Here is a 16,559-nt window from a genome sequence, read left to right on the forward strand (position 1 = left end):
CGCACCCGCACCCCCGGTGCTCGGGCGCCGGACGGGCTGAGCGAGTCAGCCCGTCCGGCACCTCAGGACGAGGCCGTTCAGGCCGGTGCGGGGATCCGGGGCCCCATGGACGACGGGCGCGGGCGGCGGGGCGGAGAACTCACACCGTCCGTGCGATCAGGTACCGGAAGACGTTCGGCATCCACACCGTCCCGTCCCGCCGCCGGTGCGGATGCAGGGCCTCCCGCACCTCCTTGTCCACCTGAGCCGGATCCGTCGCGGCGACGGCCGCGTCGAACAACCCCGTGGACATCAGCCCCCGCACGGCGTTGTCCGTGTCCGCGTACCCGAACGGGCAGGCGACCCGCCCGGACCCGTCGGGCCGCAGACCGGCCCGCCCGGCGACCTCCTCCAGGTCGTCACGGAGAGCGGGACGCCACCTGCCCGCCCCGTCGCGCAGCGGATTCGCCAGTTTGGTGGCGAGCTGCAGGACCGAGGACGTGGCGCACCGCTCCGGAGGTCCCCAGCCCACCAGGACCACGGGAACCCCGGGCCCCACGAGCGGCGCCGCCGCCGTCAGCGCCTCGGCCAGTCCCTCGCAGTCGCCTGCCACACACCCGACCGGCTCGAACGCGGTCACGAGGTTGTACGTCGCCGTGGTGGTCGCGGCCGCCGCTGCGTCGCCGATGTCCGCCGGCCCCCCGTCCGTCAGCCGCGCACCGGCGCACGCGCGCGTGCCCCATGCGCCGGGCAGCAGCCGCTCCCGCGCGAGAGCCAGCCGCTCCGGCGCGTGCGCCTGCAGACCGGTGACCGAGGCGCCCCGTGCCGTGGCCATCAGCAGCGCCAGGCCGGACCCGCAGCCGAGCCCCAGCAGCCTGCTGGAGGAGCCCACTTCGAGTCGCTCGTAGACGGCCTCGTAGAGCGGTACGAGCATCCGCTCCTGAATCTCGGCCCAGTCACGCGCGCGTGCCCACTGATCCACCTGGGGTGTCGTCCCCGCATGGGGTAGGTGCTGCCGCACGAGCGTAGGTGTCATCGAATGTGCCCCAATCCACCGAGAGTTGCTTTTGTGACCCGTTCCTTCACCCCCCGTGCAGTGCGTTCGTACTCCCCCCGTATGCCAGGAAACTCCGCGCTCGTCGTGGCGTCCAGGGGTTGAGGAGCCCGGTTTGCGTACCATCGGCGCGCGCCGTGAAAATTCACATACCGGCAACATGTGCCCCCACCGGGCGGTCATGACGAGGGCACTTGTCCGCCCCTTCGGCACACGGCCGGACGGCGGGCGGACCCGGTCGGCGCGTGGCCTGATCGCGTCGCACGGTGATGACGGTGGGTCGCCGGTGCCGCCCCGCCCGATCCCGTACGGGCCCCGCGTCCGCCGTTGCGGGTGCGATCCCCGCCGGCGGAGGTGAACGCGCGGTTCCGGCCAAGGTCCCGGCGGGCCCTCGCGGGTTCCCGTACGCATCCCGCGGATCGCCCTCGGCGGAGAAGGGGGGACCGTGCTCGCCGCACGCGCGCCGACCGTACGGTGTCCGGTGGACGGGGGGCGGCCCGCTGCCCGGGACCCCCGCCGGACCCGGTAACGTCACCGTCGTGGCCGCGCCCGGTGAGCCCCGGTATTCCGCCGCGAGAGAGACCGAAACGCCTCTTGCGCATCCGGTGATCCCAGCGGCCCCGGCCCGCCGACGACGCCTACACGCGGGAACGTACACACCACTACGTACCGGCTGAGTGCGAACTGTGAGGCTTCTCCGCAGATCAGCGCACCCGCCCTCGTCAGGACGCATCAGCGGCAACTGACGGGTACGTGCAAAATATTTGGGATGCCCCGGAATAGGAACACGGAGGCACCCCGGCTCGTTCTCATTACGTGAGCACGACACCACCTGTTCTCGCCGCAGAGCTGGCAGGGGCGTGGGCCGATATTCAGCGGCACCACCCCGAACTGCCCGATCTTGCCGCGCCAGAGTCCCTGATCGGGGAGTCGTCGTCCGCCTGCGGACACGAACTCTCCTTCGAACGACTGCTCCACGAGGCAGTCCACGGCATTGCCGCCGCCCGAGGGGTCCGTGACACCTCCCGCGCCGGCCGGTACCACAACCGCAGATTCCTCGCGATCGCCGAGGAACTGGGTCTGGACCACCCCGAGGAGCCGCATCCCAGCAGTGGCTTCTCGCTGGTCACGCTCAACCCCGAGGCGAGGCGGCGCTACCGCCCGACGGTCGAGCGGCTGCAGCGTGCCCTCAAGGCGCACACGGTCGCGACCGCCGCCGACACGGCCCGGAGCTTCCGCGGCCCGGCCGCCCGGCACGGCTCCTCCGGAGGGGGCGTGCGCGTGAAGGCGGTCTGCGACTGCGGACGCAACGTCCGCGTCGTGCCGTCGGTCCTCGCGCAGGCGCCGATCGTGTGCGGAGGGTGCGGGAAGCCGTTCCGCATCCCGGAGGTGGTCGGCGCGGCGGCGGGCTGAGCGGACGGCCGGCACGGCGGCGGGACGCCGCACCGGCGGGGTGGTGCGGAAGGGCGCGGCGGCACTTCGTGGGTGCCGGCCCGTGCGGTGGCCCACCCCGGCGGCGGCATCCGTGTCCGGTCCGGTGGCCGTACCCGCTTCGGGCCCGGCGCCGCCGCCGGGCCCGAAGCAGGTACGGCCCGGGGCCACCCGGGTCGAGGCGCCCGCCGGGGTGTGGCAGAATAGCCAGCTGTACTCGCAGCCGCACAGGACCCCTCTCTCCTCCGGCTGACGCGTCCATCGGGCACTCGGGTACCGCAACCCCACGCGGCAATCCTGCCGTGCCCAACCACGTCAAGACCAGGAGAGACCACTCCCGTGGCAGTCAAGATCAAGCTGAAGCGTCTGGGCAAGATCCGTTCGCCTCACTACCGCATCGTCGTCGCCGACTCCCGTACCCGCCGTGACGGCCGGGCCATCGAGGAGATCGGCCTGTACCACCCGGTGCAGAACCCCTCGCGCATCGAGGTCGACTCCGAGCGTGCGCAGTACTGGCTGGGTGTCGGCGCGCAGCCGACCGAGCCCGTCCTCGCCATCCTCAAGCTGACCGGCGACTGGCAGAAGTACAAGGGCGAGCCCGCCCCGGCCCCGCTGCTCGTCGCGGAGCCGAAGGCCACGCGCCCGTCGTTCGACGCCCTGGGCGGCGACGACGAGGGCAAGGGTGAGGCCATCACCCAGAAGAAGAAGGCTGAGAAGAAGGACGAGGCTGCCGCCGAGTCCGCGTCGACCGAGGCCTGAGCATGCTCGAGGAGGCTCTCGAGCACCTCGTGAAGGGCATCGTCGACAACCCCGACGAAGTGCAGGTCGCTTCGCGCAACCTGCGTCGCGGACGCGTCCTCGAGGTCCGGGTCCATCCCGACGACCTCGGTAAGGTGATCGGCCGCAACGGCCGCACCGCACGCGCCCTGCGCACCGTCGTGGGCGCGATCGGCGGCCGCGGTGTCCGCGTCGACCTCGTCGACGTGGACCACGTCCGCTGACGTACACGCAGCACCGGCTCGGGCCGGGGAAGGCCTCTGGGCCGTCCCCGGCCCGTAGTCGTCCACGCGCCGATGCCGTGGACACACGACAGGAGATCAGGCAAGTGCAGTTGGTAGTCGCACGGGTGGGCCGCGCCCACGGCATCAAGGGCGAGGTCACCGTCGAGGTACGCACCGACGAGCCGGAGCTGCGGCTCGCGCCCGGCGCCGTCCTCGCCACGGACCCCGCTTCGACCGGTCCGCTGACCATCGAGACGGGGCGGGTGCACAGCGGCCGCCTCCTGCTGCGCTTCGCGGGCGTACGCGACCGCGACGCCGCCGAGGCGCTGCGCAACACCCTGCTGATCGCCGAGGTCGACCCGGACGAGACGCCCGAGGACCCGGACGAGTACTACGATCACCAGCTGATGGACCTGGACGTCGTCCTGGAGGACGGCACCGGGGTCGGGCGGATCACCGAGATCTCGCACCTGCCGCACCAGGACCTCTTCGTGGTGGAGCGGGCCGACGGGACCGAGGTGCTGATCCCGTTCGTCGAGGAGATCGTCGTCGGGATCGACCTGGAGGAGCAGCGGGCCGTCATCGCCCCGCCGCCCGGGCTGATCGACGACCGGGCGGAGATCGCGTCCTCCAGGGGTGAGGCCGGAATCCCTTCCCCGGAGGGCGCCGCCCCTTCGGGGGATACCGCCTCTTCGGAATATTCAGACTCTTCGGACTCTTCGGACTCTTCGGAGGATGACGCCGAGGAAGCCGGAGAGGACCCTCGCGCCGGCTCCGGTCCCGGCGCGGGCGGTGGATCGGGCAGTGGATCGGGCGATGGACAGGGAGCCGGCGCCTGATGCGGCTCGACGTCCTGACGATCTTCCCCGAGTACCTGGACCCCCTGAACGTCTCCCTCGTCGGCAAGGCACGCGCGCGCGGACAGCTGCAGGTGCACGTGCACGACCTGCGGGAATGGACCCACGACCGGCACAACACGGTCGACGACACCCCCTACGGCGGCGGCCCCGGCATGGTCATGAAGACCGGGCCCTGGGGCGACGCGCTGGACTCCGTCCTGGCCGACGGCTACGAGACGGGCTCCCACGGACCCGTCCTGGTCGTCCCCACGCCCAGCGGCCGCCCGTTCACCCAGGAGCTCGCCGTCGAGCTCTCCGAGCGCCCCTGGCTGGTCTTCACGCCCGCGCGCTACGAGGGCATCGACCGCCGGGTCGTCGACGAGTACGCCACCCGTATGCCCGTGTACGAGGTCTCCATCGGCGACTACGTGCTGGCCGGCGGCGAGGCGGCCGTCCTCGTCGTCACGGAGGCCGTGGCCCGGCTCCTGCCGGGCGTCCTCGGCAACGCCGAGTCGCACCGGGACGACTCGTTCGCGCCGGGAGCCATGGCGAACCTCCTGGAGGGCCCCGTCTACACGAAACCGCCCCGGTGGCGCGACCGGGGGATCCCGGACGTGCTGCTCAGCGGCCACCACGGGAAGATCGCCCGCTGGCGCCGGGACGAGGCCCTGCGGCGCACGACCGCCAACAGGCCGGACCTCATCGAGCGCTGCGACCCCGCCGCCTTCGACAAGAAGGACCGCGAGATGCTCTCGATCCTCGGCTGGCAGCCCGGTCCCGACGGCCGATTTGGGCGCAGGCCCGACACCGTGGAAGAATAGGCGGCTGCTGTACGTCGTCCGGCGTGCGCCCCTGCCACAGGGGGACACGACGCCCGTCCCGGCGAGAACAGCCCCCTTTCTGGCACCACCGACTTCCGCCGATGACCTGTGGCATCGGCGAAGAAAGCAGACGATCATGTCCAACCTGCTCGAGTCCGTCGACTCCGCGTCGCTGCGCAGCGACGTCCCGGCTTTCCGCCCGGGTGACACCGTCAACGTCCACGTCCGCGTCATCGAGGGCAACCGCTCCCGTGTGCAGCAGTTCAAGGGCGTGGTCATCCGCCGCCAGGGCGCCGGTGTCCGCGAGACCTTCACCGTCCGCAAGGTCTCCTTCTCCGTCGGCGTCGAGCGCACCTTCCCCGTGCACACCCCGATCGTCGAGAAGATCGAGCTCGTCACCCGCGGTGACGTGCGTCGCGCCAAGCTCTACTACCTCCGTGAGCTGCGCGGCAAGGCCGCGAAGATCAAGGAGAAGCGCGACAACTGAGCTCGCGCCGGGTCCTTGTGAGGGCCGGATAGCATCTGGCCCACATGGACGCCGAAGCACAGCACACGGAGCGCGACCGCTCCTCCCACCCCGTCATGTCCGAGGAGACCCCGGACACCGAAGGGGCGGAGGGACGGTCGCGTTTCGCGTTGGTGGCCCGTGCCGCCGACCGGCTTCCGGGCGGGCGGATCAGTCTGACCGTGCTGTTCTGCCTGTTCTCCCTGCTGCTGCTCACCCGCTTCGTGATCCAGCCGTTCGAGATTCCCAGCGGCTCGATGGAGCCCGCATTGAGGATCGGGGACCGCGTTCTCGTAAATAAGTTGGCGTACCGTTTCGGTGCTGAGCCGAGGCGCGGTGACGTCGTCGTGTTCGACGGCACCGGTTACTTCGGCGACGCCGACTACATCAAGCGTGTCGTCGGCGTGGGGGGAGACCATGTGGTCTGCTGCGACAGGCAGGGGAGGATCGAGGTGAACGGCCGTCTCGTCGACGAGTCGACGTTTCTGTACCCGGGGGACGAGCCGTCCGAAGTGCCCTTCGACGTCGTCGTACCCGACGGCACCCTCTTCGTCCTCGGTGACCACCGCGGCGACTCGAGCGACTCCCGCGACCACCTCGGTTCCCCGGGCGGCGGCATGATCCCCCTCGGCGGCGTGATCGGCAGAGCCGACTGGATCGCCTGGCCCCCCGGCCACTGGACCCGTATCGAACGCGCCGGCGGCCGGGCGCGTACCGGCGGTCACGTGGGTGCCGACGGCCAGGCACACACCGGCAGCCGTGTGGGTGCCGACGGCCGGGTACGCACCGACAGCCGTGCGAGTGGCGGCGATCTCGTACGTGGCGCCGGTCGGGCGCGCGGTGACGGGCACGCGCGTGTGCCGGCCGCCGCGGGCCGGCCCGCCGCCTGGGCGGGCGGGCGGAAGACCGCGGACGGTGTCCATGGGTAACCGCGGCAAGCCCCGTGGCACCCACAGTGCCGCCGAGGACCTCCTGCCCACCGGTACCCGGCGCACGGGCGGTCCCGTGCTGCCGGGCCGGGCCGACCGGCGCAAGCTGGCCCGCAGGGTCAAGCGGCGCAGACAGCGCTCCGCGATCAAGGAAATACCGCTGCTGATCGGTGTCGCCCTGCTCATAGCGCTGGTCCTGAAGACGTTCCTCGTCCAGGCCTTCGTGATCCCCTCGGGCTCCATGGAGCAGACGATCCGGATCGGTGACCGCGTCCTGGTCGACAAACTCACGCCGTGGTTCGGCTCGAAGCCCCAGCGCGGCGACGTCGTCGTGTTCAAGGACCCCGGCGGCTGGCTGGAGGACGAGCAGCCGGTGGCCAAGTCGGACGATCCGATCGTCGTCAAACAGGTCAAGGAAGTGCTGACCTTCATCGGCCTGCTGCCCTCCGACAACGAACGGGACCTCATCAAGCGGGTCGTCGCGGTCGGCGGCGACACCGTCAAGTGCTGCGACGCCCAGGGGCGCGTGACCGTCAACGGCATGCCGCTCGACGAGCCGTACCTCAACCCCGGCGACAAGCCGTCGTCGCTCGTCTTCGAGGTGAAGGTGCCCGAGGGCCGCCTGTGGGTGATGGGCGACCACCGGTCCAACTCCGCCGACTCCCGTTACCACCGCACCGAGAAGTACAACGGCACCATCTCCGAGGACGTCGTGGGCCGCGCGATGGTCATCGCCTGGCCCATCGGCCACTGGAGCCGTCTGAAGGAGCCCGACACCTACGCCTCCGTACCCGACGCGACCGGCGGGCCGGCCACCGCACTCGACACGTCGCATAGGGTGGCCCCCGCGGATCGATACGGATCGATCCCGCTCCCGACCCCTGCGGAACTCCCGCTCGTTATGGGAGTGGTGGGCCTGCGTCGTATCCGTCGCGGGCGGCGGCACGGAATGAGGAGTGGATGTGGGGGATTTGGCGGTCGGCGCACGATCCGGACACGAGGGCCCCGAGGAGCGTCCGGGGCGATCCGAGGAGCGGTCGGGACGATCCGGAGAGCCGGTCCCCCCGGCCGCGGAGGACGCCGTGCCCCATGGAGCCGGCCCCGGTGACGACGGGGGCAGGGGCGGGCTGACCGACGGCCCCGGCGGTGTCGACGGCCCCGACGGCAGCGCCGATACCGACGGCGCCGGCCCGGCGCCGAGGAAGCCGCGGTCCTTCTGGAAGGAGCTTCCGCTGCTCATCGGCATCGCGCTCGTCCTCGCGCTGCTGATCAAGACTTTCCTGGTGCAGGCATTCTCCATCCCGTCGGACTCGATGCAGAACACCCTCCAGCAGGGTGACCGCGTCCTCGTCGACAAACTGACCCCGTGGTTCGGCTCGGAGCCCGGGCGCGGCGAGGTCGTCGTCTTCCACGACCCCGACAAGTGGCTGGCGGGCGAGCCGACGCCGAACCCGAACGCGATCCAGAAGGGTCTCAGCTGGATCGGCCTGATGCCCTCCTCGGAGGAGAAGGACCTGATCAAGCGCGTCGTCGGAGTCGGCGGCGACACCGTCGAGTGCAAGGGCACCGGCCCGCTGAAGGTCAACGGCAAGGCGCTGAACGAGCCCTACGTGTACCCGGGCAACACGCCCTGCACCGTGGACGACGGCGGCGGCCAGTTCAAGCTGAAGGTTCCCGAGGGCAAGATCTGGGTCATGGGCGACCACCGGCAGAACTCGCTCGACTCCCGCTACCACCAGCAGGACAAGCACAAGGGCTTCGTGCCCGTGGACAACGTCGTGGGCCGTGCCGTCGTCGTAGCCTGGCCGCCCACCCGCTGGTCCACGCTCCCGGTGCCGGACACCTTCGACCAGAACCTGGGCGCCGTCGCTCCGGGCGCGATCGGGCTCGCGGGCGCGCTGCCGCTGGTGCTGTGGCGCAGGCGCCGCCTCACCGTCGGGAACACCAGGGTTTCTGGGTCGCGTACCGCCGGGTAGGGTGCCGTCCCAGACCGCCGATCTTCCGTGGCCCGGACCAGGGTCGCGGGGTCGGTTCTCCGAGCCGGGGGAGCACTGGAATGAGCGGGACACGTGGTACGGACGAGGGCCACGGACGGCTCGGCAGCACGCTGTCGGGACTGGCCGTGGCCCTCGGCTGTGTGCTCTTCCTCGGCGGCTTCGCCTGGGGAGCGATCGTCTACCAGCCGTACACCGTGCCGACCGACTCGATGGCGCCGACCATTTCGAGCGGTGACCGGGTGCTCGCCGAGCGCATCGACGGCGCCGAGGTCGAGCGCGGTGACGTCGTCGTCTTCAAGCAGGCCAGCTGGGGCGACCTGCCCATGGTCAAGCGGGTCGTCGCCGTCGGCGGGGACACGGTCGCCTGCTGCACGCAGGACAGGCTGACCGTCAACGGCAAGAAGATCGAGGAACCGTACCTGCCGAAGGGCGGCGCGGGCGAGTCGTCCACGATCCCGTCCATCGAGGTCCCCGAGGGCCGGCTCTTCCTGCTGGGCGACGAGCGCAGCGGCTCGCTGGACTCCACCGCCCACCTGACGGAGGCCGGCAACGGCACGGTGCCGCGCAGTGCGGTGAACGCGCGCGTCGACGCGGTGGCCTGGCCCATGGACGGCATGCTGGCCCGCCCCACCGGCTTCGAGGCGCTCGGCGGCATCTCCGAGCCGGGCCCTCTGCGACTGGTCCTCGCGGCGGTGGTGGGCGGCGCGGTACTCGTCCTCGGTGGGGCGGCGTACGGGCCGGTGGCCAAGCGGGCGGCGCGCCGGCGCGGCCGTGCCGGAGCGGGGGAGCGGGCCCTTGCCGGCTGAGGGAGCACCTCCGACGGGCGGTGGGCCCGGTAGGCATGGTGAGCCCGGTGAGCCCGGTGGGCCTGATGAGTCCGGTGGGCCTGGTGAGTCCGGTGGGCTGCGCAGGGTGGCCAGGGTGGTCCTGCTGGACCCGGCGGACCGCATCCTGCTGCTGCACGGGCACGAACCGGAGGACCCGTCCGACGACTGGTGGTTCACACCGGGCGGCGGGGTGGAGGGCGACGAGACGCGGGCGGAGGCCGCCCTGCGGGAACTCGCCGAGGAGACCGGCATCACCGAGGTGGAGCTGGGTCCGGTGCTGTGGCGGCGCATCTGCTCGTTCCCCTTCGCGGGACGCCGCTGGGACCAGGACGAGTGGTACTACCTGGGACGTACGAGCCGGACGGCGACCGAGCCGGCAGGGCTGACCGAGCTGGAACGGCGCAGTGTCGCCGGAGCGCGCTGGTGGACGTGCCAGGAACTGCGCCGGGCACATGAGACGGTGTATCCGACCAGACTCGCCGAGCTGCTGCGCAGGCTGCTCGACGAAGGGCCCCCGGCCAGGCCCGAGACCCTCGACACGGAAATCGTCTAGGGGCTCGCGGGGCTGGCGCACAATAGGGGGACGCACGGCTGAAGGGGAACATGCCATGAGCGCCGAGGACCTCGAGAAGTACGAGACCGAGATGGAGCTGAAGCTCTACCGGGAGTACCGCGATGTCGTCGGTCTGTTCAAATACGTGATCGAGACCGAACGGCGCTTCTACCTCACCAACGACTACGAGATGCAGGTGCACTCGGTCCAGGGCGAGGTGTTTTTCGAGGTGTCCATGGCGGACGCCTGGGTGTGGGACATGTACCGGCCTGCTCGGTTCGTGAAGCAGGTACGCGTCCTGACGTTCAAGGACGTGAACATCGAGGAGCTGAACAAGAGCGACCTGGAGTTGCCGGGCAGCTAGAGAGCTCATGACGGCCGCCCGTAAGGGTGACGGAGTTGTCCACAACCGGGCGGTCGTCCACCAAGATCCAACAGCGGATCGCGAGGGACCCATCGTTGGCGCCGGAGGTGGTGCCGACATGAAGACATCCGAAGCGCCCGAAACGTCCCAGGTGTCCGAGGCGTCCGAGGTGCGCCGCAAGGCGTCCAAGGCGCGCAACGCACTCGGCAGGTACGGCGAGGACCTGGCCGCACGGCAGCTGACCGAGGCCGGAATGACGATCCTGGAGCGCAACTGGCGCGCGGGCAGGACCGGCGAGATCGACATCGTGGCCCGGGAGGACGACGCGCTGGTCGTCTGCGAGGTCAAGACCCGGCGCGCGGGGCCCTACGGGCATCCGATGGCCGCCGTGACCCCCGTCAAGGCCCGGCGTCTGCGCGGCCTCGCCGAGCGCTGGCTGCAGGAACACGGAGGGTCCCCGCCCGGCGGCGTCCGCATCGACGTCGTGGGTGTGCTGCTGCCCCGCCGGGGCGCCCCCGTGGTGGAACACGTGCGAGGAGCGGCCTGATGGGCTTCGCGCGCACGTGCTCGGTGGCACTCGTCGGAGTGGACGGCGTCGTCGTGGAGGTCCAGGCGGACCTGGAGCCCGGGATCGCGGCCTTCACCCTGGTGGGACTGCCCGACAAGAGCCTGACGGAGAGCAAGGACCGGGTCAGGGCCGCCGTGGTCAACTCCGGGGCCGAGTGGCCGCAGAAGAAACTCACGGTCGGCCTCAGCCCCGCCTCCGTGCCGAAGAGCGGAAGCGGCTTCGACCTGGCCATCGCCTGTGCCGCGCTCGGCGCCTGCGAGCGCATCGACCCACGGGTGCTGGCCGACATCGTGATGATCGGCGAGCTGGGCCTGGACGGCCGGGTCCGGCCCGTACGGGGGGTGCTGCCGGCCGTGCTGGCCGCGGCCGACGCGGGATACGAGCAGGTGGTGGTGCCGGAGTGCGCGGCCGCGGAAGCCGCACTGGTGCCCGGTGTGTCCGTGCTGGGCGTCCGCAGCCTCCGGCAGCTCGTCGCGGTCCTGACGGACGAACCCGTGCCCGACGAGGAGCCGGACGAGCGGGGCCGCACCGATCCGCTCGCGGGCCTGCGCCTGCCGGGCACGGGCGCGGCCACGGGCATGCACGGCATGGGCGCCGGACAGTACGACCACGGTCACGATCTCGCCGACGTCGTCGGCCAGCTCTCGGCCCGGACCGCGGTCGAGGTCGCCGCGGCCGGCGGACACCACCTGTTCCTTGAGGGGCCGCCGGGGGCGGGCAAGACCATGCTCGCCGAGCGGCTGCCCGCCATCCTGCCGCCGCTCGGCCGGGGCGAGTCCCTGGAGGTCACGGCCGTCCACTCCGTCGCGGGCCTGCTGCCGCCCGGCAAACCCCTGGTCGACGTGGCTCCCTACTGCGCCCCGCACCACTCCTCGACCATGCAGGCCCTGGTCGGCGGCGGCCAGGGGGTGGCACGGCCGGGAGCCGTGTCGCTCGCCCACCGGGGTGTGCTCTTCCTCGACGAGACCCCCGAGTTCAGCAGCCACGCCCTCGACGCGCTGCGCCAGCCCCTGGAGTCGGGACACGTGGTGATCGCGCGCAGCGCCGGTGTCGTGCGCTTCCCGGCCCGGTTCCTGATGGTGCTCGCCGCCAACCCCTGCCCCTGCGGCCGCTTCTCGCAGCGGGACAGCCTGTGCGAGTGCCCGCCCGCCGCGATCCGCCGCTACCAGGCCCGGCTCTCCGGACCGCTGCTCGACCGCGTCGACCTGCGGGTCGAGGTGGACCGCGTCACCCGTTCCCAGCTCACGGAGCGGGGTGCGCGGGGCGAGTCCACCGAGACGGTCGCCGACCGGGTCCGGTCGGCCAGGGAGCGGGCCGCCGCGCGCCTGACGGACACCCCGTGGCGCACGAACAGCGAGGTGCCGGGCCGTGAGCTGCGCAGCCGGTGGCACGCGGCCCCGGGCGCCATGGACGAGGCGGAGCACAGCCTGGAGCGGGGCGTGCTCACCGCCCGCGGACTCGACCGCGTCCTGCGGGTCGCCTGGACCGTCGCGGATCTCGCCGGTCGTGACCGGCCCGGGACCGCGGACGTGACGCTCGCCCTGCAGCTGCGCACCGGGGTCCCCCGGGGAGTGCCGATGGCGATCGGAGTGTCGGCGTGAGCGGGGAGGAGGAGCGGCTGCACCGGGCCTTCCTCGCACGCGTCGTCGAACCGGGGGACGAGATCTGCGGACGGTGGCTTCGCGAGAGCGGAGCGGCGGAGGTCGCCGGGTGCCTCGCCGGAGACGGACGGCGGCTGCCCGGTGTGACGGACGCGAGATGGGCGGGCCTGCGGGCCAGGGCCGAGCGGGCCGATCCGCGACGGGACCTCGCGACGGCGCGGGACTCCGGGACGCGTTTCGTGTGTCCGGGGGACTTCGAGTGGCCCGCGCAGCTGGACGACCTCGGGGACGCGAAGCCCATCGGACTGTGGGTACGAGGCATGCCCAGCCTGCGGATATGGGCGCTGCGCTCCGTCGCGGTGGTGGGTGCGCGGGCCTGCACCGAGTACGGGGCCCACATGGCGTCCACGCTCGGCGCCGGACTCGCGGAGCGGGGGTGGGTCGTCGTGTCGGGAGGCGCCTACGGCGTGGACGGGGCCACGCACCGCGGTGCGCTGGGGGCGGGCGGCGCCACCGTCGCCGTCCTCGCCTGCGGGGTCGACCGACCCTATCCGCGCGGCCACACGCAATTGATCGACAGGATCGCCGAACAGGGTCTGGTGGTCGGCGAATTGCCGCCGGGCGACCATCCGACGCCCAGCAGGTTCATTCTGCGCAACCGGGTCATTGCGGCGTTGACGCGCGGCACGGTGGTCGTCGAGGCGGCGTACCGCAGCGGTGCGCTGGTGACCGCCCGCGCCGCGCAGCGGCTGGGCAGATTCACGATGGGAGTGCCGGGCCCGGCCAGCAGCGGCCTCTCGGCGGGCGTGCACGAACTGCTGCGCGGGGACGCGGTACTGGTCACCGACGCCGCGGAAGTGACGGAACTCGTCGGAGACATGGGCGAGCTGGCCCCGGCCAGGCGCGGCCCGGTGCTGCCGCGCGACCTCCTGGACCCGGCAGCCGGCCGGGTGCTGGCCGCGCTGCCCGCCGGGGAGGCGGTGCCGCGGCAGGAGATCGCCCGGGGCGCGGGCACGACCGAGGACGAGGCCGTCGCGAAGCTGTACGAACTGCGCTCACTCGGCTTCGTCGAACGGCAGGGCGACGGCTGGAAGTTGACACGCCAGGCCATGAGGTCCATCGGTACGGACCAGGGGTGATGCTGACCCAGCGTGTTCGGCTGCGCGGAGGATCCCCGAAGCCGACGGGGATTGCGGTGGCCGGCACCGCAAGGTGATTACGCACAGCGACGATCGCACCCCTGATGATGTCCAGCGGAACGTATCTGCGCACGGTGAGTCCGTCACTGTTCGCACACTGCGACTCCCCAGTCACGCTACGCTCACACGGAATCCGAAGCAGACAGGCAACTCGACATCAGACCGACAGCTCACGCAGGTACTCACAGTTCACTGCAGAACGGCACGAGGCGACGAATGCCCCAGCACACCTCCGGGTCTGACCGGGCGGCAGTTCCCCCCGCTGCCCGCAGCGGCGTGCGCCCGCCCGCCCCCTCGACGCTCGACGAGCTGTGGAGGTCGTACAAGACCACGGGCGACGAGCGGCTGCGCGAGCAGCTGATCCTGCACTACTCGCCCCTGGTCAAGTACGTGGCGGGCCGGGTGAGCGTGGGGCTGCCCCCCAATGTGGAGCAGGCGGACTTCGTCTCGTCCGGGGTGTTCGGGCTGATCGACGCCATCGAGAAGTTCGACATCGGACGGGAGATCAAGTTCGAGACGTACGCGATCACCCGGATCCGGGGCGCGATGATCGATGAACTGCGGGCACTGGACTGGATCCCCCGGTCCGTACGGCAGAAGGCCCGCAACGTCGAGCGTGCCTACGCGACATTGGAGGCCCGGCTGCGGCGTACGCCGTCGGAGTGCGAGGTGGCCGCCGAGATGGGCATCGCGGTCGAGGAACTGCACGCGGTCTTCGGCCAGTTGTCACTGGCCAACGTCGTGGCCCTGGAGGAACTGCTGCACGTCGGCGGTGAGGGCGGCAACCGGCTGAGCCTGATGGACACGCTGGAGGACACCGCGGCCGACAATCCCGTGGAGGTCGCGGAGGACCGTGAGCTGCGGCGCTTCCTGGCGCGGGCCATCAACACACTGCCCGAGCGGGAGAAGACGGTGGTCACCCTCTACTACTACGAAGGGCTCACACTCGCCGAGATCGGCAATGTGCTCGGGGTCACGGAGAGCCGCGTCAGCCAGATCCACACCAAGTCCGTGCTCCAGCTCCGTGCGAAACTGGCGAGCTTCGGGCGCTGACCTGGCGGTATCGCTCCGTTCCGGGCCGCAGCGACGAATCGGGACAAGGAGCGCCCGCAGGCGGCCGGACGCCGCCGGCGAGGCGGCCCCGGCCCCGGCGGACCTTGCGGAATCCTTTCGTCCGGAGGGCATCGATCAAGCCCTCCCTGCGGGACACTCCCGTCCTGGGCGAGGCGTCCGTAAAGTGGGAGCGTGCCAAGGATTCGAGCGGCCTCCGTGGCCGAGCACCGGTCGATGCAGCGAGCCGCCCTGCTGGACGCGGCGCGGTCACTGCTGTCCGAGGGCGGGACGGAGGCGCTGACGTTCCCGGCGCTCGCCGAGCGGACAGGTCTCGCGCGCTCCTCCGTGTACGAGTACTTCCGGTCCCGGGCGGCTGTCGTCGAGGAACTCTGCGAGGTCGACTTCCCGCTCTGGGCCGCCGAGGTCGAGGCGGCGATGTCGCTGGCCGGGACGCCCGAGGGCAAGGTCGAGGCGTATGTCCGCCGGCAGCTCGCCCTGGTCGGTGACCGGCGGCACCGGGCCGTGGTGGCGATCTCCGCGAGCGAGCTCGACGCGGGCGCCCGCGAGAAGATCCGCGCCGCCCACGGAGGCCTCGTCGCGATGATCGTGGAGGCGTTGCGGGACATGGGCCATGAGCAGCCCCGGATGGCCGCGATGCTTCTCCAGGGGATGGCGGACGCGGCGGTACGAAGGATCGAGCTGGGCGCGGCCGAGGAACCCGAAGTGATCATCGAGGCCGCCGTCGCGATGGCCCTGCGGGGTGTGCGGGGCTGAGTCCTTCCGGGCTGCCCGGCCGACTGCCGGCCCTGCCCTGCCATGAGTCGGCGACCGACCGCACGAACGGATCGGCAGGAGCGAGCGGAGCGACCGGAGCGGTCGGACCGACAGGCTCGGTCGGACAGGTGCCGGGAGCCCGGGGGTTCGGCTGTGTCCGCCATGGCGGGTGATGCACGGCTACCCCCGGATGTGTTCTCTCCCCCTGGTGCGTAGGCGGTGGACGCGGTGGACCGTCGGCGTCCGCGGTACCCCGGTGACCGGCAGCAGGCGTGACGGGCCCCGGCCCAGTAGCCACGGGGGCAGCAGGGACAGCGGGTCCAGGTAGGTGTCCGCGCGGCGCAGGCCCCAGTGCAGGCATGACGCCGGACAGTGGGGGCCTGTCGGCTCCAGTACCCCGACCACCTCGCCCGCCGCCACCCCGGTGCCCTTCTTCAAGGACGCCCGCACCGGTTCGTACGTCGTGCGCAGGGGTGGCTTCCCCGTGCGGGCCAGCTCCACCGAGACGACCCCGCGGCCCGCGACCCGGCCCGCGAAGGAGACACGGCCGGGGGCGACGGCCCGGACCGGGGCGCCGGGAGCCGCGGCCAGGTCGACGCCCCGGTGGCCTCTGCCGTAGGCGGTCGCCGGTGGCTCCCAGCCACGGGTCACCGACGGGCGCCATCCCACCGGCCAGGCGCGGCCCACGACGGGGACCGGCGGGGGCGTACCGCCGGGGCTGCCGGCTCTCCTACCGGATCGGTCACTGGATCGGTCACCGGGTCGGTCACCGGAACCCGAGCCGGGGCCGGGGCCGGAACCCGAGCCGCCGACGGAAGCGCCGACGGGTGTGCCGGTGGGTGTGCCGTCCGTCGCGACGGGACCGACGCCCGCCGGTGCCGGCGCCGCGGCCGTCAACGCGGCCACCAGCACGGCGGCCGTCAGCACCGCGGCCGTCAGGAGGGCCGGGAGCGGCGCCGGCCACGTACGGGGACATCGTTCTGCTCTCATGCGAGAACGGTCTCCCGGCCGGTGCGAAAAAGAGGATCATGGTCGGGATCTGTGGAGTACCCGTCGGTTGTGGA

General features: G+C 71.9%; 18 protein-coding genes and 1 pseudogene. 17 read left to right on the forward strand and 2 right to left on the reverse strand.

Annotated elements, in window-relative coordinates; translation table 11 throughout:
• Positions 1-139: 139 nt before the first annotated feature.
• Positions 140-1,015: an SAM-dependent methyltransferase gene (locus KM933_RS19505; RefSeq protein WP_221353912.1), complete on the reverse strand. Its 876-nt coding sequence runs from the start codon at positions 1,013-1,015 to the stop codon at positions 140-142.
• Positions 1,016-1,849: 834 nt separating this feature from the next.
• On the opposite strand from KM933_RS19505, the gene KM933_RS19510 reads away from it, so the two are divergent.
• From KM933_RS19510 to KM933_RS19590, 17 genes and pseudogenes are all read left to right on the forward strand, one after another.
• Positions 1,850-2,446 (forward strand): hypothetical protein, encoded by a 597-nt coding sequence (locus KM933_RS19510; protein ID WP_221353914.1) that lies wholly within the window; start codon positions 1,850-1,852, stop codon positions 2,444-2,446.
• 357 nt (positions 2,447-2,803) lie between these two features.
• Positions 2,804-3,223, forward strand: coding sequence for a 30S ribosomal protein S16 (gene rpsP / locus KM933_RS19515; protein WP_149515388.1), 420 nt, complete (start codon positions 2,804-2,806; stop codon positions 3,221-3,223).
• Between the two features lie 2 nt (positions 3,224-3,225).
• Positions 3,226-3,465 carry an RNA-binding protein gene (locus KM933_RS19520; protein ID WP_221353916.1) on the forward strand — a complete coding sequence of 80 codons (240 nt, stop codon included), beginning with the start codon at positions 3,226-3,228 and terminating at the stop codon, positions 3,463-3,465.
• A 104-nt stretch (positions 3,466-3,569) separates the two neighbouring features.
• On the forward strand, positions 3,570-4,304 hold the full coding sequence (gene rimM / locus KM933_RS19525) for a ribosome maturation factor RimM (protein ID WP_221353918.1): 735 nt from the start codon (positions 3,570-3,572) through the stop codon (positions 4,302-4,304).
• A complete protein-coding gene (trmD, locus tag KM933_RS19530; RefSeq protein ID WP_221353920.1) occupies positions 4,304-5,125 on the forward strand; it encodes a tRNA (guanosine(37)-N1)-methyltransferase TrmD in 822 nt (273 codons plus the stop codon). Before rimM ends, trmD begins: the two co-directional genes overlap by 1 nt.
• A gap of 136 nt (positions 5,126-5,261) precedes the next feature.
• Positions 5,262-5,612 (forward strand): 50S ribosomal protein L19, encoded by a 351-nt coding sequence (rplS, locus tag KM933_RS19535; protein ID WP_149515384.1) that lies wholly within the window; start codon positions 5,262-5,264, stop codon positions 5,610-5,612.
• A 44-nt stretch (positions 5,613-5,656) separates the two neighbouring features.
• Positions 5,657-6,370: pseudogene (gene lepB, locus KM933_RS19540) on the forward strand (signal peptidase I); the annotation flags it as partial.
• A 181-nt stretch (positions 6,371-6,551) separates the two neighbouring features.
• Positions 6,552-7,667, forward strand: a complete 1,116-nt coding sequence (lepB, locus tag KM933_RS19545; protein WP_260333803.1) for a signal peptidase I — start codon at positions 6,552-6,554, stop codon at positions 7,665-7,667.
• Complete coding sequence (gene lepB, locus KM933_RS19550) at positions 7,642-8,535, forward strand: signal peptidase I (RefSeq protein WP_308013461.1); 894 nt, start codon at positions 7,642-7,644, stop codon at positions 8,533-8,535. The genes lepB (KM933_RS19545) and lepB (KM933_RS19550) overlap by 26 nt, the downstream gene beginning before the upstream one ends.
• 80 nt (positions 8,536-8,615) lie before the next feature.
• Positions 8,616-9,362, forward strand: coding sequence for a signal peptidase I (lepB, locus tag KM933_RS19555; protein WP_221353923.1), 747 nt, complete (start codon positions 8,616-8,618; stop codon positions 9,360-9,362).
• A 97-nt stretch (positions 9,363-9,459) separates the two neighbouring features.
• Entirely contained in the window at positions 9,460-9,936 is a 477-nt protein-coding gene (locus KM933_RS19560) for an NUDIX hydrolase (RefSeq protein ID WP_173894212.1), read from the forward strand.
• Positions 9,937-9,991: 55 nt separating this feature from the next.
• Positions 9,992-10,300 (forward strand): DUF2469 domain-containing protein, encoded by a 309-nt coding sequence (locus KM933_RS19565; protein ID WP_005311352.1) that lies wholly within the window; start codon positions 9,992-9,994, stop codon positions 10,298-10,300.
• A gap of 118 nt (positions 10,301-10,418) precedes the next feature.
• Entirely contained in the window at positions 10,419-10,847 is a 429-nt protein-coding gene (locus KM933_RS19570; RefSeq protein WP_221353925.1) for a YraN family protein, read from the forward strand.
• On the forward strand, positions 10,847-12,469 hold the full coding sequence (locus tag KM933_RS19575; RefSeq protein WP_221353927.1) for a YifB family Mg chelatase-like AAA ATPase: 1,623 nt from the start codon (positions 10,847-10,849) through the stop codon (positions 12,467-12,469). The genes KM933_RS19570 and KM933_RS19575 overlap by 1 nt, the downstream gene beginning before the upstream one ends.
• Positions 12,466-13,608, forward strand: a complete 1,143-nt coding sequence (gene dprA, locus KM933_RS19580) for a DNA-processing protein DprA (protein WP_221353929.1) — start codon at positions 12,466-12,468, stop codon at positions 13,606-13,608. Before KM933_RS19575 ends, dprA begins: the two co-directional genes overlap by 4 nt.
• 276 nt (positions 13,609-13,884) lie before the next feature.
• Positions 13,885-14,721, forward strand: a complete 837-nt coding sequence (gene whiG / locus KM933_RS19585; protein WP_173894208.1) for an RNA polymerase sigma factor WhiG — start codon at positions 13,885-13,887, stop codon at positions 14,719-14,721.
• A gap of 216 nt (positions 14,722-14,937) precedes the next feature.
• Entirely contained in the window at positions 14,938-15,495 is a 558-nt protein-coding gene (locus KM933_RS19590) for a TetR/AcrR family transcriptional regulator (protein WP_221354050.1), read from the forward strand.
• Positions 15,496-15,675: 180 nt separating this feature from the next.
• Here the strand turns inward: KM933_RS19590 and KM933_RS39425 are convergent, their stop codons facing one another.
• Positions 15,676-16,485: a M23 family metallopeptidase gene (locus tag KM933_RS39425; RefSeq protein ID WP_260333804.1), complete on the reverse strand. Its 810-nt coding sequence runs from the start codon at positions 16,483-16,485 to the stop codon at positions 15,676-15,678.
• Between the last annotated feature and the right edge of the window lie 74 nt (positions 16,486-16,559).

The sequence above is a fragment of the Streptomyces beigongshangae genome (genome assembly GCF_019710745.1).
Classification (GTDB): domain Bacteria; phylum Actinomycetota; class Actinomycetes; order Streptomycetales; family Streptomycetaceae; genus Streptomyces; species Streptomyces beigongshangae.